At 64.3% G+C, this 21,117-nt stretch carries 19 protein-coding genes and 1 tRNA gene; 14 read left to right on the forward strand and 6 right to left on the reverse strand.

Going from position 1 to position 21,117, the window contains the following annotated elements:
* Nucleotides 1–217: 217 nt before the first annotated feature.
* Both IVA98_RS04330 and IVA98_RS04335 read right to left on the reverse strand, forming a co-directional pair.
* A complete protein-coding gene (locus IVA98_RS04330) occupies nt 218–370 on the reverse strand; it encodes a hypothetical protein (RefSeq protein WP_247354335.1) in 153 nt (50 codons plus the stop codon).
* 208 nt (nt 371–578) lie between these two features.
* Nucleotides 579–773, reverse strand: a complete 195-nt coding sequence (locus IVA98_RS04335) for a hypothetical protein (RefSeq protein WP_247332509.1) — start codon at nt 771–773, stop codon at nt 579–581.
* 256 nt (nt 774–1,029) lie between these two features.
* Between IVA98_RS04335 and IVA98_RS04340 the strand changes: the two genes are divergently transcribed.
* The 7 genes from IVA98_RS04340 to IVA98_RS04370 all read left to right on the forward strand — a co-directional run bounded on the left by IVA98_RS04340 (nt 1,030) and on the right by IVA98_RS04370 (nt 8,573).
* Nucleotides 1,030–1,290, forward strand: coding sequence for a hypothetical protein (locus IVA98_RS04340; protein ID WP_247332506.1), 261 nt, complete (start codon nt 1,030–1,032; stop codon nt 1,288–1,290).
* 357 nt (nt 1,291–1,647) lie between these two features.
* Nucleotides 1,648–1,722, forward strand: a tRNA-Asn gene (locus IVA98_RS04345).
* A gap of 211 nt (nt 1,723–1,933) precedes the next feature.
* The gene (locus IVA98_RS04350) at nt 1,934–2,113 is read left to right on the forward strand and encodes a hypothetical protein (protein ID WP_247300811.1); all 180 of its coding nucleotides are present in this window, start codon (nt 1,934–1,936) and stop codon (nt 2,111–2,113) included.
* Nucleotides 2,114–2,263: 150 nt separating this feature from the next.
* A complete protein-coding gene (locus IVA98_RS04355) occupies nt 2,264–2,926 on the forward strand; it encodes a protein-L-isoaspartate O-methyltransferase family protein (RefSeq protein ID WP_247332504.1) in 663 nt (220 codons plus the stop codon).
* A 202-nt stretch (nt 2,927–3,128) separates the two neighbouring features.
* Nucleotides 3,129–4,514: a TolC family outer membrane protein gene (locus IVA98_RS04360; protein ID WP_247300809.1), complete on the forward strand. Its 1,386-nt coding sequence runs from the start codon at nt 3,129–3,131 to the stop codon at nt 4,512–4,514.
* A gap of 303 nt (nt 4,515–4,817) precedes the next feature.
* Nucleotides 4,818–5,570 (forward strand): PopZ family protein, encoded by a 753-nt coding sequence (locus IVA98_RS04365; protein WP_247332502.1) that lies wholly within the window; start codon nt 4,818–4,820, stop codon nt 5,568–5,570.
* A 126-nt stretch (nt 5,571–5,696) separates the two neighbouring features.
* Nucleotides 5,697–8,573, forward strand: a complete 2,877-nt coding sequence (locus IVA98_RS04370; RefSeq protein ID WP_247332500.1) for a valine--tRNA ligase — start codon at nt 5,697–5,699, stop codon at nt 8,571–8,573.
* A gap of 89 nt (nt 8,574–8,662) precedes the next feature.
* Here the strand turns inward: IVA98_RS04370 and IVA98_RS04375 are convergent, their stop codons facing one another.
* Nucleotides 8,663–9,265: a DNA-3-methyladenine glycosylase gene (locus tag IVA98_RS04375; RefSeq protein WP_247332498.1), complete on the reverse strand. Its 603-nt coding sequence runs from the start codon at nt 9,263–9,265 to the stop codon at nt 8,663–8,665.
* A 130-nt stretch (nt 9,266–9,395) separates the two neighbouring features.
* On the opposite strand from IVA98_RS04375, the gene lipA reads away from it, so the two are divergent.
* The 3 genes from lipA to IVA98_RS04390 all read left to right on the forward strand — a co-directional run bounded on the left by lipA (nt 9,396) and on the right by IVA98_RS04390 (nt 12,508).
* Nucleotides 9,396–10,352 (forward strand): lipoyl synthase, encoded by a 957-nt coding sequence (gene lipA / locus IVA98_RS04380; RefSeq protein ID WP_247300805.1) that lies wholly within the window; start codon nt 9,396–9,398, stop codon nt 10,350–10,352.
* Between the two features lie 6 nt (nt 10,353–10,358).
* Nucleotides 10,359–10,829 carry a type II toxin-antitoxin system RatA family toxin gene (locus IVA98_RS04385; RefSeq protein ID WP_247332496.1) on the forward strand — a complete coding sequence of 157 codons (471 nt, stop codon included), beginning with the start codon at nt 10,359–10,361 and terminating at the stop codon, nt 10,827–10,829.
* A 902-nt stretch (nt 10,830–11,731) separates the two neighbouring features.
* The gene (locus tag IVA98_RS04390) at nt 11,732–12,508 is read left to right on the forward strand and encodes a mechanosensitive ion channel family protein (protein WP_247354336.1); all 777 of its coding nucleotides are present in this window, start codon (nt 11,732–11,734) and stop codon (nt 12,506–12,508) included.
* Nucleotides 12,509–12,515: 7 nt separating this feature from the next.
* On the opposite strand, the gene IVA98_RS04395 is transcribed toward IVA98_RS04390, so the two are convergent.
* Nucleotides 12,516–13,124: a CinA family protein gene (locus tag IVA98_RS04395; protein ID WP_247332492.1), complete on the reverse strand. Its 609-nt coding sequence runs from the start codon at nt 13,122–13,124 to the stop codon at nt 12,516–12,518.
* Between the two features lie 4 nt (nt 13,125–13,128).
* Nucleotides 13,129–14,310 carry a bifunctional 2-C-methyl-D-erythritol 4-phosphate cytidylyltransferase/2-C-methyl-D-erythritol 2,4-cyclodiphosphate synthase gene (locus IVA98_RS04400; protein ID WP_247354337.1) on the reverse strand — a complete coding sequence of 394 codons (1,182 nt, stop codon included), beginning with the start codon at nt 14,308–14,310 and terminating at the stop codon, nt 13,129–13,131.
* A 281-nt stretch (nt 14,311–14,591) separates the two neighbouring features.
* On the opposite strand from IVA98_RS04400, the gene dusB reads away from it, so the two are divergent.
* The 3 genes from dusB to ntrC are packed head-to-tail and all read left to right on the forward strand — an operon-like array spanning nt 14,592 to nt 18,211.
* Nucleotides 14,592–15,593, forward strand: coding sequence for a tRNA dihydrouridine synthase DusB (gene dusB / locus IVA98_RS04405; protein ID WP_247332487.1), 1,002 nt, complete (start codon nt 14,592–14,594; stop codon nt 15,591–15,593).
* The gene (locus tag IVA98_RS04410; protein WP_247332485.1) at nt 15,590–16,759 is read left to right on the forward strand and encodes a two-component system sensor histidine kinase NtrB; all 1,170 of its coding nucleotides are present in this window, start codon (nt 15,590–15,592) and stop codon (nt 16,757–16,759) included. The genes dusB and IVA98_RS04410 overlap by 4 nt, the downstream gene beginning before the upstream one ends.
* Before the next feature lie 9 nt (nt 16,760–16,768).
* On the forward strand, nt 16,769–18,211 hold the full coding sequence (gene ntrC, locus IVA98_RS04415; RefSeq protein WP_247281084.1) for a nitrogen regulation protein NR(I): 1,443 nt from the start codon (nt 16,769–16,771) through the stop codon (nt 18,209–18,211).
* Between the two features lie 166 nt (nt 18,212–18,377).
* Here the strand turns inward: ntrC and IVA98_RS04420 are convergent, their stop codons facing one another.
* The gene (locus tag IVA98_RS04420) at nt 18,378–18,524 is read right to left on the reverse strand and encodes a hypothetical protein (RefSeq protein ID WP_247281085.1); all 147 of its coding nucleotides are present in this window, start codon (nt 18,522–18,524) and stop codon (nt 18,378–18,380) included.
* Nucleotides 18,525–18,698: 174 nt separating this feature from the next.
* On the opposite strand from IVA98_RS04420, the gene IVA98_RS04425 reads away from it, so the two are divergent.
* Complete coding sequence (locus IVA98_RS04425) at nt 18,699–21,110, forward strand: sensor histidine kinase (RefSeq protein WP_247332483.1); 2,412 nt, start codon at nt 18,699–18,701, stop codon at nt 21,108–21,110.
* Nucleotides 21,111–21,117: the final 7 nt, after the last annotated feature.

The following is a 21,117-nucleotide window of genomic DNA, read 5'->3' on the forward strand; positions in this document are numbered from 1 at the left end:
CGCTGATCCGGCCTGCCAGCGGATTGCAAATTATAGGTAGCCGCGCACAGCAAGACCTTTCCCATCAAATCCGCGAAAGTACGGCGGCCCGCTGGTGTCTCTGGGCCGAGCTTGCTGTTCGAAACGGCTCTGCGACGAGGGGCGTGTCGGTCAGTCGGTGACCCCCGGCTAGGACGCGCCGAAGCGCCCCCGAAGAGGATGGATTCTCCACCTAATCCTAGTGCAACACGCGGGCGGCTTCGGCGAGCTGGACTTTCTCTCTCAGAACTTCAAGTTCCTCGATTGCGTCTAACAACGCGAGCAGCTTGTCGCGGGCAGCATGTGTCAAATTGGACTTCGGACGCTTTGAAATACGAACTCGCTGTCCCATCAGTGCACGCCTCCATGCTTGGGCAGGTCCAATAGGCAAGGAGCGTGCCTGTCCCGCAAAACCACACCTATCAATCGAGCGCTGGAAAGATCGTGGGTGGCATCGTCCGATCTATCCCGAAATCCGAGCTGGAGGGGGCGCGCAATGCTTAACAGCATCGTTCAAAAATCCCGCAAGGGCGGCACGCTTCCGTTTACGATGAAGGTGGTCAGCAGGCTGCGTACCAGCCGTCCGGAAAGGGGAGCAGAGGCCAGGCGCCCTCATTATCATTGGCGGCCTTGGGCGTTGCGACGCACGACCACGAACGGGGCACTAATTCTTCCTTCGGCGCGGGCGTGCAATCTTCGTGAATCATGGCGCCCCCGACGGCATCCAGCAGCAAGTTGAATTCGGCTTCACTCATCGCACCCTCCGGAAAGCAGACGGCCCAATATCGCAAAGCCGGCTTGTTTCCCGATTGACCCGGTCGTTCGCATTTTAACGATCCGGCGCTCGGGTCCCGATTGGTTAGCGAGTTCTGAAAATCGCTTGGAACTTAGGTTCCTCAGCCTTGCCCGCAGTGTGAAAGAAGTCACATCGCTGCGGCTTTATTTCTCGCAAACGTTGTCGCGACTCCGGCCAACGCCGCCGGGCGGGCAGGGCAGAACGGGAGAGCGGTCATGAAGGTGAGGTTCTTGCGGTTTGCAATTGTGAAGAGCCGGGCGCGCCGCGCCTCGACGGTCGGGCTTTTCCTGACGATGTTTGCCTCCGCCGCCCATGCGCAGGGAACGCCGGAGCAGCGCCGGGCCTGCACGCCCGACGTCTACCGTCTCTGCGCCGGCGAAATCCCGAACGCCCGTGCCATCACCGCGTGCTTGCGACGTAACCGGGCCAGCCTGAGCGAAGCGTGCCGCGGCGTGCTCGACCAGGCCGGAGGGTAGTCTCTGTGGATTTGTGCGCAGCAAGTGGCGTGCGCGCCACGCAAATCTGTTGAATCCGCGTCTGTGAATATGCTGCGGACAGGCTGTTGAGCGATCGAAAACCCAACGTCTGTCCGCACGCGTCGATCCCAATGACGGAACGTCTCCGACTACGCTGTGCTCCATCGGAGCTTCGCCTCTACAGAAATTCTGACTTAGCGCATTGTCCGGCCACCTCATCCCAGTCAGAGGGGACGCGAAACCGAAGTTCGCCACCTGCCATATTGCGAACGCGTTGCGAAGGACGACGAATTCGTCCTTTGCAAGCGCAACTGGCTTTGTTATACGCAGCCGCGCGCGAACGATTGGTTCGCCTTTTCCTCGGTAGCTCAGCGGTAGAGCATCCGACTGTTAATCGGATGGTCGCTGGTTCGAATCCAGCCCGGGGAGCCAAATTTTATCGCCAATTCAATGAGTTGCGATGGCGCCTTCAGGTGCCGTGCGATTTCGTTGCGGCAATATGTGAACTGCTTCCACGATCCTGACGCGCAATCAAACTCAACGAGACGTGTGCAATAGCGCCTTGGCGCCATGAGGACGGCGCCAAAACGACTCAATTCAAATCGAGCTTGCCCCGTGCCGGATCCTTACGGAGCTGATTCCCATGCCAGACATCCAGGTCGACCGTTCTCATATCGGCCCCTCGATCCTGCCGGCCGACATTCCCGAACTCAGCGACGACGAATGCATCGCTTGTCTTGCGCGTGCGGTCGAGGCACCCGATTTGGCACGGCTGGATGAGGTCGCCGCTCTGATCGGCCGCCTCGCGGTGGCGATCGAATGATGCGTCCCGCACCCTGATCCTGATGCGGTGAGCTGCGCAAGCCATGGGGGCTCCTCGCGGCCAACGGCCATGTTGCGTTTTCGGCGGGCATGTTTCAAAGATGCCGCCAACTCACTCTCCGCGGCATCGTCCGCATTCCAGGGTCCGCAAATGTCCGGTTTCTCGACTGCGCGCCAAAAAATGGTCGATGGCCAGGTGCGCACCAATGACGTTACCGACCGTCGTATTCTCGATGCCATGCTCACGGTTCCGCGCGAGGCCTTCGTGCCGGCCAGCAGGCAGGCATTGGCTTATCTCGACCTCGACCTCGATGTGAGCGAGGGCGGCGCCAAGCGGTTCCTGATCAAGCCGCAACTGACCGGCAAGCTGCTCCAGGCCGCCGAAATCGGCGAAGCGGACAATGTGCTGATCGTCGGCTGCGCCACGGGCTATCTGGCCGCGCTCGCCGCCAAGCTCGCGCGCCAGGTCACGGCGACGGAATGTGATCCGGCTCTGGCGGCGAAGGCCAGGGACGCCTTCGCTGCCCTTGGGCTCGCCAACGTCACCTGCAAAGTCGCCTCCTGCAGCGAGGGTGATCCGTCCACCGCTCCTTATGACGTGATCGTCCTCAACGGCGCTGCCGAGGTCCCCCTGGAGCGGCTGCTCGGGCAGCTGAAGGAAGGCGGGCGCCTCGTGGGAGTGTCGGCCGAATCCAGGCCGCCGCGGGCCATGATCGTGACAAAGACTCATGGTGAATTCGGCCATCGGGCGTTGTTCGACGCCGCCGCCCCGGTCCTTCCCGGGTTGGAACGGGCCGCCGCCTTCGTTTTCTGAGGCCCGGAGCCGAAAAATCCCGTTCTGAATCAGAAGTGTGGCCGGGATGCTGCACGTGAAGAGTTTCCACCGAGAACTACCCTGAGGTGGTTCCGCCGCGACAATCCCCGTCCTATGTTGCGGCGGGGCAACGACTCCACTCGGTAGACGGTAACCAGCTCGCGGGCACGAGCCGGGCGTTAGAATGAACGGAATTTCAGGGATGCATGGGGTGAAGCTCTTCACCGGAGCTGCGGTTTCGGTCCTGCTGCTGTCGCTAGCCGGGCCGACGCCTGCCTTAGCGGACACGATCGAGTCCGCGCTGGTGCGCGCCTATCAGAACAATCCGCAGCTCAACGCACAGCGTGCCCAGGTGCGCTCGACCGACGAGAACGTGCCTCAGGCATTGTCGGGATATCGGCCCAGAGTCGCGCTGACGGCGAGCGCCGGTTATCAATATCAGGATACGCTGACCGCGCCGGGCAGCGCCCCAATCAATGGCACCACCGTTCCCCGCAGCGCGGGCCTGACCGTTTCGCAGACGCTTTATAACGGCAACCAGACCGCCAACAGGACGCGCGCGGCAGAGAGCCAGGTGTCCGGTGCTCGCGAAGCGCTGCGCAGCCTCGATCAAAGCGTGTTGCTTCAGGCTGCAACGACCTACATGGACTATCTGCGCGATGCCGCTACGCTGGAAGTCCAGCGCAGCAACGTGCGTGTGCTCGAGCAGACGCTGAAGCAGACCCGTGATCGCTTCAATGTCGGCGAAGTGACGCGTACCGACGTCGCCCAATCGGAAGCGCAACTCGCCGCCGGCAAGACGCAGGCGCTTACCGCCGAAGCCAATCTCACCACGACGCGCGCGAACTTCCGTCGCATCATCGGCAACGAACCGACGAACCTCGCGCCGGGCTCGCCGGTCGACCGGTTCCTGCCCACGACGCTCGCTTCGGCCGTTGAGCTCAGCTTGGTCGAGCATCCCAACGTTACGGCCGCAATGTTCGGCATCGACGTCAACTATTTGCAGGTCAAGGTCGCCGAAGGCGCGCTGCTGCCCACAGTCACGTTGCAGGCCAGCGCAACGCAGGCCAATGAACAGTCGCTGATTCAATACAGGTCGTTTAGCGCAGCCGCGGTCGCGCAGGCCTCGTGGCAGCTCTATGATGGCGGCAACCAATATGCGCTGATCCGTCAATCCAAAGAAAACCTGGCGCAGCAGCGTCTCAATCTCGAAACCACGCGCGACCAGATTCGTGCGACCGTGGTGCAGTGGTGGGGGTCGTTGCAGGCCGGTAAGGCGCAGGTGCAGTCCGCCCAAGCGCAAGTTGCGGCATCCGAGATCGCGCTGAACGGCGTTCGCGAAGAAGCCAAGGCGGGTCAGCGCACCACGCTCGACGTCCTCAACGCGCAGCAGGCCTTGGTCAACGCGCGCGTCGCGCTGGTCACTGCGCAGCATGACCGCGTGGTTGCATCCTATAACGTCCTCGCGGCTGTTGGCCGCCTGTCGCCGCAGGTGCTCGGCCTCGCGACCACGGTCTACGATCCCTCCGTGCATTACCAGCAGGTCCGCGACAGCTGGGCCGGCGTACGCACGCCTGACGGACGCTGATGTCCGTAGTGATCCGGTCGGTCTCGCGAAGTGCCGAGGCCGACTGGCGCTTTGCTTGCAATCATCAAAATCCCTGACATAGCCTTGCCAAGAAGATGCGGGTCGATTCGCCCGTATCGATGCCGTGTGCGTAAAGCTTGAGTGCCGGGGGCAGGGGCGCACCGCCGCACGTTGAGCCGTGATCTGGGGACAAGTCGGGCTGCTGCGACGAAAATTGTCGGGCCGCCGGTCCGGAACCGGCCAATCCTGCCGTGCTTGGTGTAAAACAACGCATGCGAGGGCGTTGATGATGTGGAGTCGGAGATGACGCAGCCTGCAAAGGTCACAGAACCCTCGATGGAGGAGATTCTGGCCTCGATCCGGCGCATCATTGCCGACGATGAGGCCAAGCCGCCGCCGACAGAAGCCGCCAAACCGGAGAAGGCTGCGGCGCCCGCCGCGCCAAAGCCGCAGGCGATGAACGACATTCCGCCATCCAAGGTCGCTCCGCCCAAGTCCGCTGCCGAGAAGCCCGCACCGCCGCCGGCCGCAAAGCCGGCGCCGCCACCCGCAGCTGCGGCGGACGCATCCAACAGCCAGGACGACATCGACGCACTGCTGGCCGGGCTCGACGCAGCCACGCCCGCTCCGGAGGTCCGCGCTTCCGAGCCGGAGCCGGAGCCCGACGTGCTCGAGTTGACCGACGAGATGGCGATGGATCCGACACCGCCTCCGCCACCACCCAGCTTCCACAAGGTCGAGCCGCGCGACGATCTCGAGTTCACCGAATCGCCGCAGCCGCGCCCCGCGCCGCCGTCCTACACGCCGGTGGACTACGATGCGCCGCCGGTGCCGTCGCAACAGCCGATCCTCGCGCAATCGACGGTCTCCGCGGTCGAATCTGCCTTCAACTCGCTGGCCCACACGGTTCTGAGCAGCAATGCGCGGACGCTGGAGGATTTGGTCAAGGAGATGTTGCGTCCGATGCTGAAGTCCTGGCTCGATGACAATCTGCCGACCCTGGTTGAACGCATCGTGAAGGCCGAAATCGAGCGAGTCTCGCGCGGCGGCCGCTGAGAAGGGCCGTGCGGCCAAGATAAAGCCCTGCTCCTGCGTCATATTCGGCCTGCGGCCCGGGCCGAAAACGCCTGTCGTCGAGCTTCCCGTTGACTTGAACCGCGCGCGCGGCTTTCTAACAGCCCCATGATCGAGAAAAATTACCAGCCCGCCGATATCGAAACCCGCATGTCCGTGGTGTGGGAGGACAGCCTTGCCTTCAAAGCCGGCCGCCCCGACCGCCGCGACGCGCTGCCGTTCACCATCGTGATCCCGCCGCCGAACGTGACGGGCTCGCTGCACATGGGCCACGCCCTCAACAACACGCTTCAGGACATCCTGTGCCGGTTCGAGCGCATGCGCGGCCGCGACGTGCTGTGGCAGCCCGGCACCGACCATGCCGGCATCGCGACCCAGATGGTGGTCGAGCGCCAGCTGATGGAGCGTCAAGAGCCCGGCCGCCGCGAGATGGGCCGGGAGAAGTTTCTGGAGCGGGTCTGGCAGTGGAAGGCCGAGAGCGGCGACACCATCATCAACCAGCTCAAGCGGCTCGGCGCGTCCTGCGACTGGACCCGCGAGCGCTTCACCATGGACGAGGGCCTGTCGAAAGCCGTCGTCAAGGTGTTCGTGGAGCTGCATCGCGAGGGGCTGATCTACAAGGACAAGCGGCTGGTGAACTGGGACACCAAGCTCTTGACCGCAATCTCCGATCTCGAAGTGCAGCAGGTCGAGGTCAAGGGCAGCCTCTGGTATCTGCGCTATCCGATCGAGGGCAAGACGTTCAGCCCCGAGGATCCCTCGAGCTTCATCGTCGTCGCCACCACGCGCCCCGAGACCATGCTCGGCGACACCGGCGTGGCCGTCCATCCCGAGGACGAGCGTTATCAGAAGCTCATCGGCAAGCACGTCATCCTGCCGCTGGTTGGCCGCAAGATCGCGATCGTGGCCGATGAGTATTCCGACCCGGACAAGGGTTCGGGCGCGGTCAAGGTGACGCCGGCGCACGACTTCAACGATTTCGAGGTCGGCAATCGCCACGGCCTGCGCCGGATCAGCGTCCTCGACAGGGAAGGCTGTCTCGATCTCCTCGACAACGAGGATTATCTGCGTGACCTGCCGGAAGGCGCCGCGCAATTCGCCGAGGAATTTCACAAGATCGACCGCTTTGTCGCACGCAAGCGCATCGTCGAGCGGCTGGAATCGTTCGGCTTCGTCGAGCGGATCGAGCCGCACACCCACATGGTGCCGCATGGCGATCGTTCGAACAGCGTGATCGAGCCGTATCTGACCGATCAATGGTATGTCGATGCCAAGACGCTGGCCAAGCCGGCAATCGCGGCCGTGCGTTCGGGCGAAACGAGGTTCGTGCCGAAGAATTGGGAAAAGACCTATTTCGAGTGGATGGAGAACATCCAGCCCTGGTGCATCTCGCGCCAGCTCTGGTGGGGTCACCAGATCCCGGCCTGGTACGGTCCGGATGGAAAGGTGTTCGTCGCCGAGACCGAGGAGGAGGCCGTCAGCCACGCGCTCGGTTATTACGTCGAGCAGGAAGTCATCACGCCGGAGCAGGGGCGTGAGATGGCGCTCGATCGCAACAAGCGCGAAGGCTTCATCACCCGCGACGAGGACGTGCTCGACACCTGGTTCTCCTCGGCGCTGTGGCCGTTCTCGACGCTCGGCTGGCCCGAAGATGCGCCGGAGGTGCAGCGCTACTATCCGACCAATGCGCTGGTGACCGGCTTCGACATCATCTTCTTCTGGGTCGCCCGCATGATGATGATGGGCCTGCACTTCATGAGGGAGGTGCCGTTCTCGACGGTCTACATCCACGCCCTCGTCCGAGACGAGAAGGGCGCCAAGATGTCGAAGTCGAAGGGCAACGTCATCGATCCCCTCCATCTAATCGACGAATATGGTGCGGACGCGCTGCGCTTCACGCTGGCCGCGATGGCGGCGCAGGGCCGCGACATCAAGCTCGCCACCAGCCGCGTCGAGGGTTACCGCAATTTCGCGACCAAGCTCTGGAATGCCTGTCGCTTCGCGGAGATGAATCGCTGTGCCGTTCCCGACGGCTTCGAGCCGGCGAAGGCGAAGCAGACGCTGAACCGCTGGATCGCACATGAGACCGCGCACACCACGCGCGAAGTGACCGAGGCGATCGAAGCCTATCGCTTCAACGATGCCGCCGGCAGCATCTACCGCTTCGTCTGGAACGTCTATTGCGACTGGTATGTTGAGCTCGCCAAGCCCGTGCTGCTCGGTCCCGACAGTCTCGCCAAGGACGAAACCCGCGCCATGGTCGCCTGGGCGCGCGACGAGATCCTCAAGCTGCTGCATCCCTTCATGCCCTTCATCACCGAAGAGCTGTGGGAGGTGACGGCGAAACGCGAAGGCCTGCTCGCATTGGCGCCGTGGCCGCTCAAGCCGGTTGAGCCGACGCCGGAGCAGCTTGCGATGCTCGCGGCGACGACGGGACCGACCGATCCGCTCGTCTCGCCGGCCTGGGTGCTGCCGATCTTCGACCATGCCGACTTCACCGATCCCGCGGCCGAGGCCGAGATCGGCTGGGTGATCGATCTCGTCACCCAGATCCGTTCGGTGCGTGCCGAGATGAATATCCCGCCGGCGACGCTGACGGCGCTGGTGCTCGTGGGCGTTTCGGCAGAGACGAAAGAGCGCGCGCCGCGCTGGACCGACGTCATCAAGCGCATGGCGCGGCTCTCCGACATCTCTTTCGCCGACCGTGCACCTGACGGCGCCGTTCAACTGCTTGTGCGCGGCGAGGTGGCCGCGCTGCCACTGAAGGGCGTAATTGACATCGCCGCCGAGCGCACGCGCCTCGACAAGGAGATCGGCAAGGCCGACGCCGACATCAAGCGCGCCGAATCCAAGCTGGCCAACGAGAAGTTCGTCGCCAACGCGGCCGAGGAGGTCGTCGAGGAGGAGCGCGAAAAGCGCGAGGCGGCGCTGGCCCGCAAGGCCAAGCTGCTGGAGGCGCTGGAGCGGCTCAAGCAGGCGTCTTAATCTGGTCGTCATTCCGGGGCGGCTCGAAGAGCCGAACCCGGAATCTCGAAATTCCGAGTCTCGTCCTTCGGACCATCCCGGAATGACCGTTACGTCGGAAACGGCTTGCTCAAAAACTTCGAGCCCCTGAGGCCATAGCGCCAGGGCAGCTCGACCGCCTTGGTGATGCCGATCCGGATGCCGGCAGCGATCTCGACATCCTCCGTCCGCGCGTGCAGGGCGATCGGCGGCCGGTCCAGCGGCAGCGCATTGTGCGCGATGGTGATGCCGAGCGCTTCGGTCAGCTTGCCCGGGCCCGAGCACAGCGCGTGCAAATCCTGGAGATGGCGGCGGCGTCGCATCGCAGCCAAGCCATGGGTCGGCTCCAGCGCGCGGATCAGCACGGCGCTGGCCGAGCCTTCCTCCTCGCAGACGAAGTTCACGCACCAGTGGATGCCGTAGGAACGGTAGACGTAGGCGTAGCCGGGCGGGCCGAACATCACCTGGTTCCGAGGCGTCGGCCCGCGATAGGAATGTGCGGCCGGGTCGGTATGATGATAGGCCTCGACCTCGACGATGATTCCACCGACGCCGTCGACCAGCAAGGTGGCGCCGATCAGGTCGGGCGCGACCTCGTGGACGCTGCGGCCGAAAAAGGTCCGCTTCAGCGGCTTGCCAAGCCGCAACGGAGAGGCATTCGATCTTGGAGCCATTCGAGGTGAGAATCGCCTGAGAACAGAGCAGGATATTGCCCATATCTGCCATGTTCTCTGAAGCGAGGCGAGCCGGGTTGCGATGCCAGGCCAGACCGACTAGGTAGGACCTGAACAGACCGGACACCCTATGGTCGTTATTGTCGATACCATCACGAACCCGCTGCGCCCGCGCCACCCCGAAAAGGTGAACCGGCCCGATTCCGCTTCGCCGCCGAAGCCGGACTGGATTCGCGTGCGCGCGCCCAATACCCGCGGCTATGCCGACACCCGCAACATCGTGCGGGCCAACGGCCTGCACACGGTGTGCGAGGAAGCGGGCTGCCCGAATATCGGCGAGTGCTGGGACAAGAAGCACGCAACCTTCATGATCATGGGTGACACCTGCACCCGTGCCTGCGCCTTCTGCAACGTCAAGACCGGCCTGCCCAACGCGCTCGATACGTCCGAACCGCAGCACGTCGCCGAGGCCGTGGCCAAGCTGGGGCTGGCCCACGTCGTCATCACTTCGGTCGACCGCGACGACCTCGCCGACGGCGGCGCCGAGCATTTTGCCCAGACCATCCGTGCGATCCGCGCCGCGTGTCCTTCGACCACGATCGAGATCCTGACGCCGGACTTCCTGCGCAAGGAGCGGGCACTCGAGGTCGTCGTTGCGGCGAAGCCCGACGTGTTCAACCACAATCTCGAGACCGTGCCGTCGCGCTATCTCACGGTGCGGCCCGGCGCGCGCTATTTCCACTCGATCCGGCTGCTGCAGCGGGTTAGGGAGCTCGATCCTACCATCTTCACCAAGTCCGGCATCATGGTCGGCCTTGGCGAGGAGCGCCACGAGGTGCTTCAGGTCATGGACGATCTGCGCTCCGCCGAGGTCGATTTCCTGACCATCGGCCAGTATCTCCAACCCACACGTAAGCATCACGCCGTGATGCGCTTCGTGCCGCCCGACGAGTTCGCCTCCTACGAGAAGGTCGCCTACACCAAGGGCTTCCTGATGGTATCGGCGAGCCCCCTGACCCGCTCGTCCCATCATGCCGGCGAGGATTTTGCGAGACTGAAGGCCGCGCGGGCAGCTAACGCCCGCTGAACCGCTATGCCCCAATTTTCGAGCAAGCGCCGTGTCAATCACAGCGCATCCGAGATGTTTGATCTGGTCGCCGACGTCGAGCGCTACCCGGAATTCGTGCCCTTGTGCAGCGCGCTGAGAGTGCGTCAGCGCATGGCGAAACCTGATGGCACCGAGGTGCTGGTCGCCGACATGACGGTGTCGTTCAAACTGGTCAAGGAATCCTTCACCAGCCGGGTGACACTCGACCGCGCCAATCTGAAAATCCTGGTCGAATATCTGCAAGGTCCTTTCAGAAATCTTGAAAACCGCTGGACGTTCGAGCCCAAGGGTGAGGGCGTCTGCGACGTCGGTTTCTTCCTCGCCTATGAATTCAAGAGCCGCATGCTCGCAATGCTGATGGGCTCGATGTTCGATGCCGCCTTCGCGCGCTTCTCCACTGCGTTCGAAAAACGCGCGGATGCGATCTACGGCCGGCCGAAATTGGCATCGACGTAGGCGCACTCTTTCCACCGGCATTGCGAGGAGCTGTTGCGACGAAGCAATCCAGAATCCCTCTGAGGAAAGATTCTGGATTGCTTCGCTTCCGCCTTCGCTCTCCGAGCTTCGGCGGACAAGCCGCTGGGAAATGACTGAGCATGAGCATCCAGGCAGCTTTTCCAATTGGCATCTCAATCGCAGACACACCTGCGCGTCCTCGCGGCTTTCTCTCGCCCGAGCTTTGCTTCGTCGCGACACCCTCTTGAAGTCAGAGGGCGCAGGGAAGACCGGATGCCGGCTGGGCACCCGCGGTCCACTGTGCGGAAGTTGCGCTACGAAGAGCTGCACAGCGGCATACAGGTGAAGCCAAACAACCGGCCTTCCCTGCGCAGTGGTTTGACGGCTTATGCCGAGTTCTCCCCGGGGAGCGATGCACTATTGCCCCCGTCGCCTTGCGGATCGCTGATGCGCGCGCCCGGTTGGACGAAACGCATCACCGCAGGACTTGACGCACAGGCCCCGGGCGTCAGGACGACACGGTTTTGCCGTACGCTGATAGCATCGGTCGTTTGCGCGCGGCGATCGCTCACGGTTGCCCGCCCTGCGATGCCCTTCGCGCCGGTGCTGCCAGCGCCCACCACGGCCCATCCCGCGTTTCGTGACGATCGCGATACGCCCCTCTGACTGGGATGAGGTGGCCGAAAAATGCGCTTAAACAGAATTTCTGTAAAGGCGAATATTTTGTTGCGTGCGGATTGACCCCGCGGTTGCGTGTTTTGCCGTCTGGCAACACAAAGGGTTGTAGCCCAGATGGAGAGCAGCGCAATCCGGGCGACCGGGTTGGCGTTCCCATCGACATCCGCCGGGATCATTTCGCGCCGCCGCGAGTTCTCAACGGATTCGACCGGGTTGGAGCTGCCATGACCATCAATTTCGATACATTGAAAGCATCGCTCGTCCTGTATGGCTTGAACGCGATTTACGCGATCCTGCTGTTCGCGATCGGCTGGTATCTGTCCGGCGCAATGCAGCGTTTCGTCACGCGCGTCTTGAGTGTCACGCACCGCGTCGATCCGCTGGTGACCTTGTTTGTCGCCAGTGTGGCCCGCTATGCCGTGCTCGCGGTGATCGGCATCGCCGTGCTGCAGCTCTTTGGCATCCAGACCGCGAGCCTCGTTGCCGTGCTGGGCGCGACTTCACTCGCCATCGGCCTTGCGCTTCAAGGCACGCTCTCCAACCTCGCCGCCGGCGTGATGCTGCTGCTGTTTCGTCCCTTTCACATCGGCGACGACGTCGAGGTCGCCGGCAAGGCAGGGAAGGTGAAGTCGTTGTCGCTGTTCATGACAGAGCTGGTCGCGCTCGACAACACGCAGATCCTGTTGCCGAACGGGCAGGTGTGGGGCGCGGCCATCATCAACCACAGCGCCTATCCAGGTACGGGGGAAGTCAAGGTGGCGTTTCCGGTCAGGGCAGGCGCGGCCAATGCGTTGGCCGACCAGATCCTGAAGGAGCTGCGTGATGATCCCCGCATCGACGACAGCACCGCGCCCTCGGTCAATGTGTCAAAGGTGATCGCTGCCGATCCCGCAGCACCCGTCGTGGAATTGACGGTGAGCGCGAAGGTCAATCCATCAGATGCCGATGCGGTTAGGCAGCGCGTGCTCGATCGTGCGAGTGCGCTGCTGTCGGCGGCCTGAGAGCGCCTCAGCCCCGCGGCGAGCGCGGCGGCCTGCGCTTCACCGCGTGTCGGCGTGGCGAGCGGGTGACGCGGGGACGCAGACGGCTTGCGGCTGCGGGGCGCGGCTTGACCTGGACTTGCGGGCCGCGGGCGAGGTCCATCAGCATGCGCAGCGCCTCGACCACGGAGCGCGCGCGCACGGCGCTGCGGCCGATCGCGCCGAAGCGGTGCTCGCGATGGATGATGCGGCCGTCGCGCGCCGCCGCCGCGAAGTGCACAAGGCCGACCGGCTTGCCGGGCGTGGCGCCGCCGGGGCCGGCAATTCCGGTGATGGCGACCGCGAGATCGACATCGGCGCGCTCCAGGGCGCCGATCGCCATGGCGGTTGCGGTCTCCCTGCTGACCGCGCCGAAATTGGCGAGCGTGCTCGCCTCGACCCCGAGCATCGCGCGCTTGGCGTCGTTGGAATAGGTGACGAAGCCGCGGTCGATCACGTCGGAGGAGCCGGGGATGTCGGTCAGCGCGCCGGCGACGAGGCCGCCGGTGCAGGACTCGGCCGTCGCGATCGTCAGCTTGCGCATCCGGCACAAATCGAGCAGCGAGCGGGAGAGGGCGCGTGCGTCGCTGCCGCCCATGGTCCTACAGGCTCCAGGGCAGGCGGATGGTGGCGCTCGCGGTGGCCGCGATGCCTTCCTCGCGGCCGGTGAAGCCGAGCCGCTCGCTGGTCGTCGCCTTCACCGCGACGCGGGAGATCTCGACGCCGGAGATCTCGGCGATGCGCGCGCGCATGATGTCGCGCAAGGGACCGATCTTCGGCCGTTCGCAGATCAGCGTCACCTCGAGATTGGCGACGCGGCCGCCACGTACCGCGACGCGCTCGATGGCATATTTCAGGAACTGGTCGGAGGAAGCACCCTTCCACTTCGCGTCGCTCGGCGGGAAGTGCGAGCCGATGTCACCGTCGGCGAGCGCACCGAGAATGGCGTCGACCAGCGCATGCAGGCCGACATCGCCGTCGGAATGGGCCAGAAACCCCTTGGTGTGAGGGACGCGCACGCCGCAGATCATGACGTGGTCGCCGTCGCCGAAGGCGTGCACGTCATAGCCCGTGCCGGTCCTGATATCGCCGAGCTGGGCGGCCAGGCGTGCTTCCTCGCGCACGAAATCCTCGGGAGTGGTGAGCTTCATATTGGCAACATCGCCTTCAAAGGTTGCAACCGTCAATCCTGCCCATTCGGCAATGGCGGCATCGTCGGTGAAATCCGAGCGTCCTTGCTTTGCCGCGCGACGATGCGCCTCGAGGATGACGTCGAAAAGAAAGGATTGCGGCGTCTGCGCGATTCGCAGCCGCGCGCGGTCCGGCGTGCCCTCGACATGGCCGTTCTCGCCGGTGAGCTTGATCGTGTCGGTGACGGCAATGGCGGGGATCGCTGCGCCGGTGCGGCTCGCCGCCTCGATCGCACGGGAGATCACGCCTTCCGAGACGAAGGGGCGGGCGGCGTCATGGATCAAGACGATATCGGGCTTGTGGCGTGAGAGCGCTTCGAGGCCGGCGAGCACCGAAGCCTGGCGGGTGGCGCCGCCGTTGGCCGGCGGCTCGTGCTTGAGACCTGCGACCGCTGCCGTGAACATGGCGGTGTCGTCGGGATTCACCACCGGCTGCACCGCAAACACCTCGGGGTGGCGGCTGAAGGCTTCCATGGCGCGATGGATCACGGGCACACCGCCGATCTCGCGATACTGCTTCGGCCCGCCGGCGCCGGCGCGCAAGCCGCGTCCGGCTGCGACGAGGACGGCCGCGGTGCGTTGTGATTTCGCCATAGGACTCAAATACTCAGCTGATGATCACGAGTCGGGGAGTGGGATGATTTGATGGCATGCCTCTAGCACGGCAGGCCCGCAAAAAAAGGGGTTTCCGCGCTTTGTGGGCAACAGCATCTTGCTGCACTGCACTTGAAAGATTTGCAGAACTGTCTAAACTGTAGGCATGACGCTTGACTGCACAAGAATTGTGCGCAAGATAGATCATGGCAGGCGCGATGAGGCCCTGTCCAGTCAATGAGACCCATGTGACCGGCTCGGCAATACCTGGCTCTAAGCCGTTGAAAATAGGCGATATTGATGTCGCCACCCCGGTCTTCCTGGCGCCGATGTCGGGGGTGACTGACTCGCCCGTTCGGCGGCTGGCTGCGGAGCTTGGGGCGGGTCTCGTCGTGTCGGAAATGACAGCCAGTGATGAGCTCGCCAACGGTCACTGGATGTCCCGGTTGCGTTGCGAAGCTACGGGAATCGGTCCGCATGTGGTCCAGCTCGCCGGCTGCGAGGCGCATTGGATGGCCGAAGGCGCCCGGATCGCTGAGGCCGAAGGCGCCGACATCATCGATATCAACATGGGCTGTCCGGCCCGCCACATCACCGGCGGCCAGTCCGGCTCGGCCCTGATGCGAGACCTCGACCATGCCGTGAGCTTGATCGAGGCGACGATCGCCGCGGTCAAGGTGCCGGTGACACTGAAGATGCGGCTCGGCTGGGACGACCGCAGCCGCAACGCGCCGGAACTGGCGCGGCGCGCGGAAGCATCAGGCATCAAGCTCGTCACCGTGCATGGCCGCACCCGCTGCCAGTTCTACAAGGGCGAGGCCGATTGGGATGCGATCCGCGCCGTGCGCGAGGCTATCTCCATTCCGCTCGTCGTCAATGGCGACATTACGTCCTACGAGAAGGCGCTCGCGGCGTTAGAGGCCTCCGGCGCCGATGCCGTGATGATCGGCCGCGGCGCGCAGGGCCAGCCCTGGCTGCCTGGCCAGATCGGCCGCCGCCTGAAGGGCGGGGCAGAGGAAGCAACGCCGGCGCTCGAGACGCAGCTGCATTATGTCCGCACGCTCTATGAAGGAGTTTGCGCACTATACGGCTTGCGCATTGGCCTCAGGCATGCGCGCAAGCATCTGGGCTGGGCGCTCGACGTCGCGGCGCAGGTCAGCGGCGCGCCGGCCGAGACGCTGAAATCGTGGCGCCAGAAGATACTCACCTCGGAGGATCCGGGCCGCGTTCACCAATCGCTGCAAGACGCCTTCGACGACTTCGCATGGAGGGCCGCTGCATGAGCTCAGCCGCCGAACATCGCCGGGCGTCCGACAGCGATGCGATCCTGGATGCGCTGCCCAATCCCGTGCTGATGATCGGGCCGGACGGCAAGATCGTCGCCGCCAACATCGCGACCGAAGCCTTCTTCGAAATCTCGACGCAGTTCCTGAAGCGGCAATCGCTCAAGGAGCTGGTGCCGTTCGGTAGCCCGCTGCTGGCACTGATCGACCAGGTGCGCTCGTCGAACTCGCCGGTCAACGAATACAAGGTTGATCTGGGCACACCGCGCATGGGCGGCGACCGCCAGGTCGACCTGCATGTGGCTCCGCTCACCGAGCGGCCCGGCCACATCGTGGTGATGCTCCAGGAGCGCAGCATCGCCGACAAGATGGACCGCCAGCTCACCCATCGCAGCGCCGCGCGCTCGGTGATCGCGCTCGCCGCGATGCTGGCGCACGAGATCAAGAATCCGCTCTCGGGAATCCGCGGCGCGGCGCAATTGCTGGAGCAGCAGGCCTCGTCCGAGGACCGCATGCTGACGCGCCTGATCTGCGACGAGGCCGACCGCATTGTGACGCTGGTCGACCGCATGGAGGTGTTCGGCGACGAGCGCCCCGTGGTGCGCGGTCCCGTCAACATTCACTCTGTGCTCGATCACGTGAAGCGACTGGCGCAGTCCGGCTTTGCCCGCAACATCCGCTTCATCGAGGATTACGATCCCTCGCTGCCGCCGGTGCTGGCGAACCAGGACCAGCTGGTCCAGGTGTTCCTCAATCTCGTCAAGAACGCCGCCGAAGCCCTGATCGACGCGCCCGACGCCGAGATCCAGCTCACCACCGCGTTCCGCCCCGGCGTGCGCCTGTCAGTCCCCGGTCAAAAATCCCGGGTATCCCTGCCGCTGGAATTCTGCGTGAGAGACAACGGACCAGGCGTGCCAGACGACCTTCTGCCCAACCTGTTCGATCCCTTCGTGACCACCAAGCAGACCGGCTCGGGGCTGGGCCTCGCGCTGGTCGCAAAGATCGTCGGCGATCACGGGGGCATCATCGAATGCGAATCTCAGCCGCGCAAGACCACCTTCCGCGTGCTGATGCCGATGTATTCCACATCGGCGAAACATGCCGATCAAAGCAGTCGCGCCGACTCTGCCGGGAAGCCGTCGCCTGCATCACAGGGGGCAACATGAGGATTAACGATGCCCGCAGGTAGCATTCTCGTAGCTGATGACGATACCGCCATCCGCACCGTTCTCAATCAGGCACTGTCCCGCGCCGGCTACGAAGTGCGGCTCACCGGCAATGCCGCAACCTTATGGCGTTGGGTCAGCCAGGGAGAGGGCGATCTCGTCATCACCGACGTGGTGATGCCTGACGAGAACGCTTTCGACCTCTTGCCGCGGATCAAGAAGATGCGGCCGAATCTGCCCGTCATCGTCATGAGCGCACAGAACACGTTCATGACGGCGATCCGCGCCTCCGAGCGCGGCGCCTATGAATATCTGCCAAAGCCCTTCGATTTGAAGGAGCTGATCGCCATCGTCGGCCGCGCGCTCGCCGAGCCGAAGGAGCGAGTCTCGACGCCGGACGACGACGCCGAGATGGAAGCGATCCCGCTGGTCGGCCGCTCGCCGGCGATGCAGGAGATCTATCGCGTGTTGGCGCGTCTGATGCAGACCGACCTCACCGTGATGATCACGGGCGAGTCCGGCACCGGCAAGGAATTGGTGGCACGCGCGCTGCACGATTACGGCAAGCGGCGCAACGGCCCCTTCGTCGCCGTCAACATGGCGGCGATCCCGCGCGACCTCATCGAATCCGAGCTGTTCGGCCATGAGCGCGGCGCCTTCACCGGCGCCAACACCCGCGCCTCGGGCCGGTTCGAGCAGGCCGAGGGCGGCACGCTGTTCCTCGACGAAATCGGCGACATGCCGATGGAGGCGCAGACCCGCCTGTTGCGCGTGCTCCAGCAAGGCGAATACACCACCGTCGGCGGCCGCACCCCGATCAAGACCGACGTGCGGATCGTCGCGGCCTCCAACAAGGATCTGCGCGTCCTGATCCAGCAGGGCCTGTTCCGCGAAGACCTGTTCTTCCGCCTCAACGTCGTGCCGCTGCGGCTGCCGCCGCTTCGCGAGCGTATCGAGGACCTGCCGGATCTGGTGCGGCACTTCTTCACGCTGGCCGAGAAGGACGGATTGCCGCCGAAGAAGCTCGACGCGCTGGCGCTGGAGCGGATGAAGCAGCACCGCTGGCCGGGCAATGTGCGCGAGCTCGAAAACCTCGCCCGGCGCCTGGCCGCGCTCTATCCGCAGGACGTGATCACGGCCTCCGTCATCGACGGCGAGCTCGCGCCGCCTTCGGTCAGCCCGGGTGCGGCGGTCCAGCAGGGCGTCGACAATCTGGGCGGCGCGGTGGAGGCCTATCTATCCTCGCACTTCCAGGGCTTCCCGAACGGCGTGCCGCCGCCGGGTCTCTATCACCGCATCCTGAAGGAGATCGAGGTGCCGCTGCTCACGGCCGCGCTCGCGGCCACCCGCGGCAATCAGATCCGCGCCGCAGACCTGCTCGGCCTCAACCGCAACACGCTACGCAAGAAGATCCGGGATCTGGACATCCAGGTCTACCGCAGCGGGGCATAGTCGTTCTGGACGGACGGTGGCTCAGCTCCCCCTACCAAGGCAGAGCTGAGCCTGTCCGGATCGCGCTGGCCGTTGTGGCTGACGCGGTGGGCAGAAGTCCGTATCGGACTGAAATGTTCCGCTCGCACCCACAAATTGGTCATTCGGCCGCAAGGCGCTGCATCATCTACCTGACAAGTCGGCTGGATGCCGGCATCACGCTGGCGACATTCACCAGCGGCTGCTGAAGGCCGAGCCCGTTAACCAGGAGGTCGGCGGCAACGATCAGCAGAAGCACGGCCGAGACCATCGTCGCGAGAAAAAATCTATCCATTCCCGTCAAGCCGGGACGGCGGGAATCCGTTCCCGTCCAACCGGAATCTCCTTGTGGATGTGCCGTCCGTCGCGGCGGAGACGCCGCGGAATTGTCGCAATTCGGCAACAATGTGGTACGAATACATCAGTATCCGCCCGCCCGCGGACCCGTTTTCAGCAACCCATTGCCGGAATGACCAGCGCAGATACCTCGGCCGCATCCTTTGACACGGCCCCAGCCGAAGAGCCCAAGCGCTGGTCGCTGCGGCGCTGGCTGGCACCCTTCGCCGTGGCCCTGGCGCTGCTGTCGGCCCTCCTGACCTTCCTGGTTCTGACCGGCCTCACCAAGATCGAGCCGACGCCGGAGGTGGTCCGCTCGTTTTATCTGATCAATGCGGCCACGATCCTGCTCCTGGTCGGGATCATCGTCCGGGAACTCTGGCAACTGATCCTGGCGCGACGGCGGGGCAGGGCGGCAGCGCGCCTCCATGTCCAGATCGTCAGCCTGTTCTCGATCGTGGCGGTGCTGCCAGCGGTGCTGGTCGCCGTGGTCGCCAACGTCACCATCGAGCGCGGCCTCGACCGGTTGTTCTCGGGGCCGACCAAGGAGGTGATCCAGAATTCGCTGACGATCGCGCGGGCCTACATGCAGGACCATGCGCAGCTGATTCGGGGCGACATTCTCGGCATGGCCAACGACATCGCGCACGCCCGGCCGCTCTACGACCAGGACCGCCGCTCGTTCCGCGAGATGCTGACCGCCAGCGCCGGCTCCCGCAATTTGCCGGGCGCGATGATCATCGACAAGAACACCAACATTCTGGAATCCGCCGACACCGGCATGCGGCTCGCCTATTCGCCGCCGGCGCCCGACTTTCTCAGCAACGTCAACGAGTCCGAGCCCGAGATCGCGGTGCTGCCGGACGCGAGCTTCGTCGCTGCGGTGATCCGCCTGCGCGCCTTCAGCGACACGTTCCTCTACGTCGCCCGGCCACTCGATCCGAACGTCGTCAACCAGCTCAAGCAGACCGAGGTCAGCGTCGCCGAATACGCTCAGATCGAGTCGCGACGGCTCGGTATCCAGGTCGCGTTTGCGCTGATGTTTGCGGTGATCGCGCTGACCATCCTGATGGCCTCGGTGCTGATCGGCCTCAACTTCGCCAACTCGCTGGTCTCGCCAATCCGGCGGCTGATGAATGCAGCCCACACGGTCTCGACCGGCGATCTGCATGTCCAGGTGCCCGTGCACCAGTCGGAAGGCGACCTTGCCCAGCTCGGTGAGACCTTCAACAAGATGACGCAGGAATTGCGCAGCCAGCGCGATGAGCTCGTCAACGCCAGCGACCTCATCGACAGCCGCCGCCGCTTCATCGAGGCCGTGCTGTCATCGGCAAGCGCCGGCATCATCGGCGTCGACACCTCCGGCAGCGTCGGCATCCTCAACCGTTCCGCCGAGAAGCTGATCGGGCACTCCGAAGCGGAGACGCTCGGCCACCCGCTCTCCGACGTGCTGCCCGAGCTTGACGAAATGATGAAGGCGGCACGGGAAGGGACCCAGCGCCTGGTGCAGGGCCAGATCACGATCACCCGCGACGGCACCGAGCGCAATCTCTCGGTCCGCGTCAGCGCCGAGAAGACCAGCCAGCCGCGCGACAGCTACATCATCACGCTCGACGATATCACCGAGCTCGTGTCGGCGCAGCGCACCTCGGCCTGGGGCGACGTGGCGCGCCGCATTGCCCACGAGATCAAGAACCCGCTGACGCCGATCCAGCTCTCGGCCGAGCGCATCCGCCGCAAGTTCGGCAAGACCATCACCGAGGACAAGGACAAGCAGGTCTTCGACCAGTGCACCGACACCATCGTGCGCCAGGTCGACGATATCAGGCGCATGGTCGACGAGTTCTCCCGCTTCGCGCGGATGCCGAAGCCGGTGATGGAAGGCGAGGACGTCGCCGACACAGTGCGGCAGGCGGTATTCCTGATGAAGGTCGCCCATCCCGAGATCGACATCGAGGCCGAGTTCAAAGAGGATCCGCTGCGCGCCCAGTTCGACCGGCGGCTGATCTCCCAGGCGGTCACCAACATCGTCAAGAACGCAACCGAGGCGATCGAGCAGGTCCCGCCGGAGGAGCTCGGCAAGGAAAACGGAAAGGGCCGCATCGACGTCGTGGTGTCGCGCGAGGGCGAGGACGTGCTGATCGACGTCATCGACAACGGCATCGGCCTGCCCAAGGTCGCGCGCTCGCGGTTGCTCGAGCCCTACGTCACGACGCGCGCCAAGGGCACCGGCCTGGGGCTGGCGATCGTCGGCCGCGTGCTGGAAGACCACGGCGGACGAATCGAGCTGAAGGACGCTTCCGACTTCCGCGAAGGCCAGCGCGGCGCCTGGATGCGGTTGCGCTTTGCGATCTCCGGGCAACCTGCGAAGTCCGAGACAGCCGAGCCGGCGGCCGCGGCCAAGGAAGCAACCAAGTCGGACAACAAGGACGCCGTTACGGAATCCATCAAGGACCCGCAAACAAACGGTCCGGTCGCCGGAACCAAAGAGCCGACTGAAAAGACCAATGATTCAACGAAAATCGAAGCCTCAACAGGTAGCTGACAAGGCA

Origin of the sequence: Bradyrhizobium sp. 160 (assembly GCF_023073735.1) — a bacterium.
Lineage (GTDB): Bacteria > Pseudomonadota > Alphaproteobacteria > Rhizobiales > Xanthobacteraceae > Bradyrhizobium.

Excerpts from the sequence above, each read along its gene's own strand:
- IVA98_RS04335 (WP_247332509.1), bottom strand. The coding sequence starts at position 773 with ATGAGTGAAGCCGAATTCAACTTGCTGCTGGATGCCGTCGGGGGCGCC.
- IVA98_RS04410 (WP_247332485.1), top strand. The coding sequence starts at position 15,590 with ATGAGCTCAGCCGCCGAACATCGCCGGGCGTCCGACAGCGATGCGATC.
- IVA98_RS04385 (WP_247332496.1), top strand. The coding sequence starts at position 10,359 with ATGCCCCAATTTTCGAGCAAGCGCCGTGTCAATCACAGCGCATCCGAG.
- IVA98_RS04375 (WP_247332498.1), bottom strand. The coding sequence starts at position 9,265 with ATGGCTCCAAGATCGAATGCCTCTCCGTTGCGGCTTGGCAAGCCGCTG.
- IVA98_RS04360 (WP_247300809.1), top strand. The coding sequence starts at position 3,129 with ATGCATGGGGTGAAGCTCTTCACCGGAGCTGCGGTTTCGGTCCTGCTG.
- IVA98_RS04350 (WP_247300811.1), top strand. The coding sequence starts at position 1,934 with ATGCCAGACATCCAGGTCGACCGTTCTCATATCGGCCCCTCGATCCTG.
- IVA98_RS04370 (WP_247332500.1), top strand. The coding sequence starts at position 5,697 with ATGATCGAGAAAAATTACCAGCCCGCCGATATCGAAACCCGCATGTCC.
- IVA98_RS04355 (WP_247332504.1), top strand. The coding sequence starts at position 2,264 with ATGTCCGGTTTCTCGACTGCGCGCCAAAAAATGGTCGATGGCCAGGTG.
- IVA98_RS04425 (WP_247332483.1), top strand. The coding sequence starts at position 18,699 with ATGACCAGCGCAGATACCTCGGCCGCATCCTTTGACACGGCCCCAGCC.
- IVA98_RS04330 (WP_247354335.1), bottom strand. The coding sequence starts at position 370 with ATGGGACAGCGAGTTCGTATTTCAAAGCGTCCGAAGTCCAATTTGACA.
- lipA (WP_247300805.1), top strand. The coding sequence starts at position 9,396 with ATGGTCGTTATTGTCGATACCATCACGAACCCGCTGCGCCCGCGCCAC.
- IVA98_RS04395 (WP_247332492.1), bottom strand. The coding sequence starts at position 13,124 with ATGGGCGGCAGCGACGCACGCGCCCTCTCCCGCTCGCTGCTCGATTTG.
- IVA98_RS04400 (WP_247354337.1), bottom strand. The coding sequence starts at position 14,310 with ATGGCGAAATCACAACGCACCGCGGCCGTCCTCGTCGCAGCCGGACGC.
- IVA98_RS04340 (WP_247332506.1), top strand. The coding sequence starts at position 1,030 with ATGAAGGTGAGGTTCTTGCGGTTTGCAATTGTGAAGAGCCGGGCGCGC.
- IVA98_RS04365 (WP_247332502.1), top strand. The coding sequence starts at position 4,818 with ATGACGCAGCCTGCAAAGGTCACAGAACCCTCGATGGAGGAGATTCTG.
- IVA98_RS04420 (WP_247281085.1), bottom strand. The coding sequence starts at position 18,524 with ATGGATAGATTTTTTCTCGCGACGATGGTCTCGGCCGTGCTTCTGCTG.
- IVA98_RS04390 (WP_247354336.1), top strand. The coding sequence starts at position 11,732 with ATGACCATCAATTTCGATACATTGAAAGCATCGCTCGTCCTGTATGGC.
- ntrC (WP_247281084.1), top strand. The coding sequence starts at position 16,769 with ATGCCCGCAGGTAGCATTCTCGTAGCTGATGACGATACCGCCATCCGC.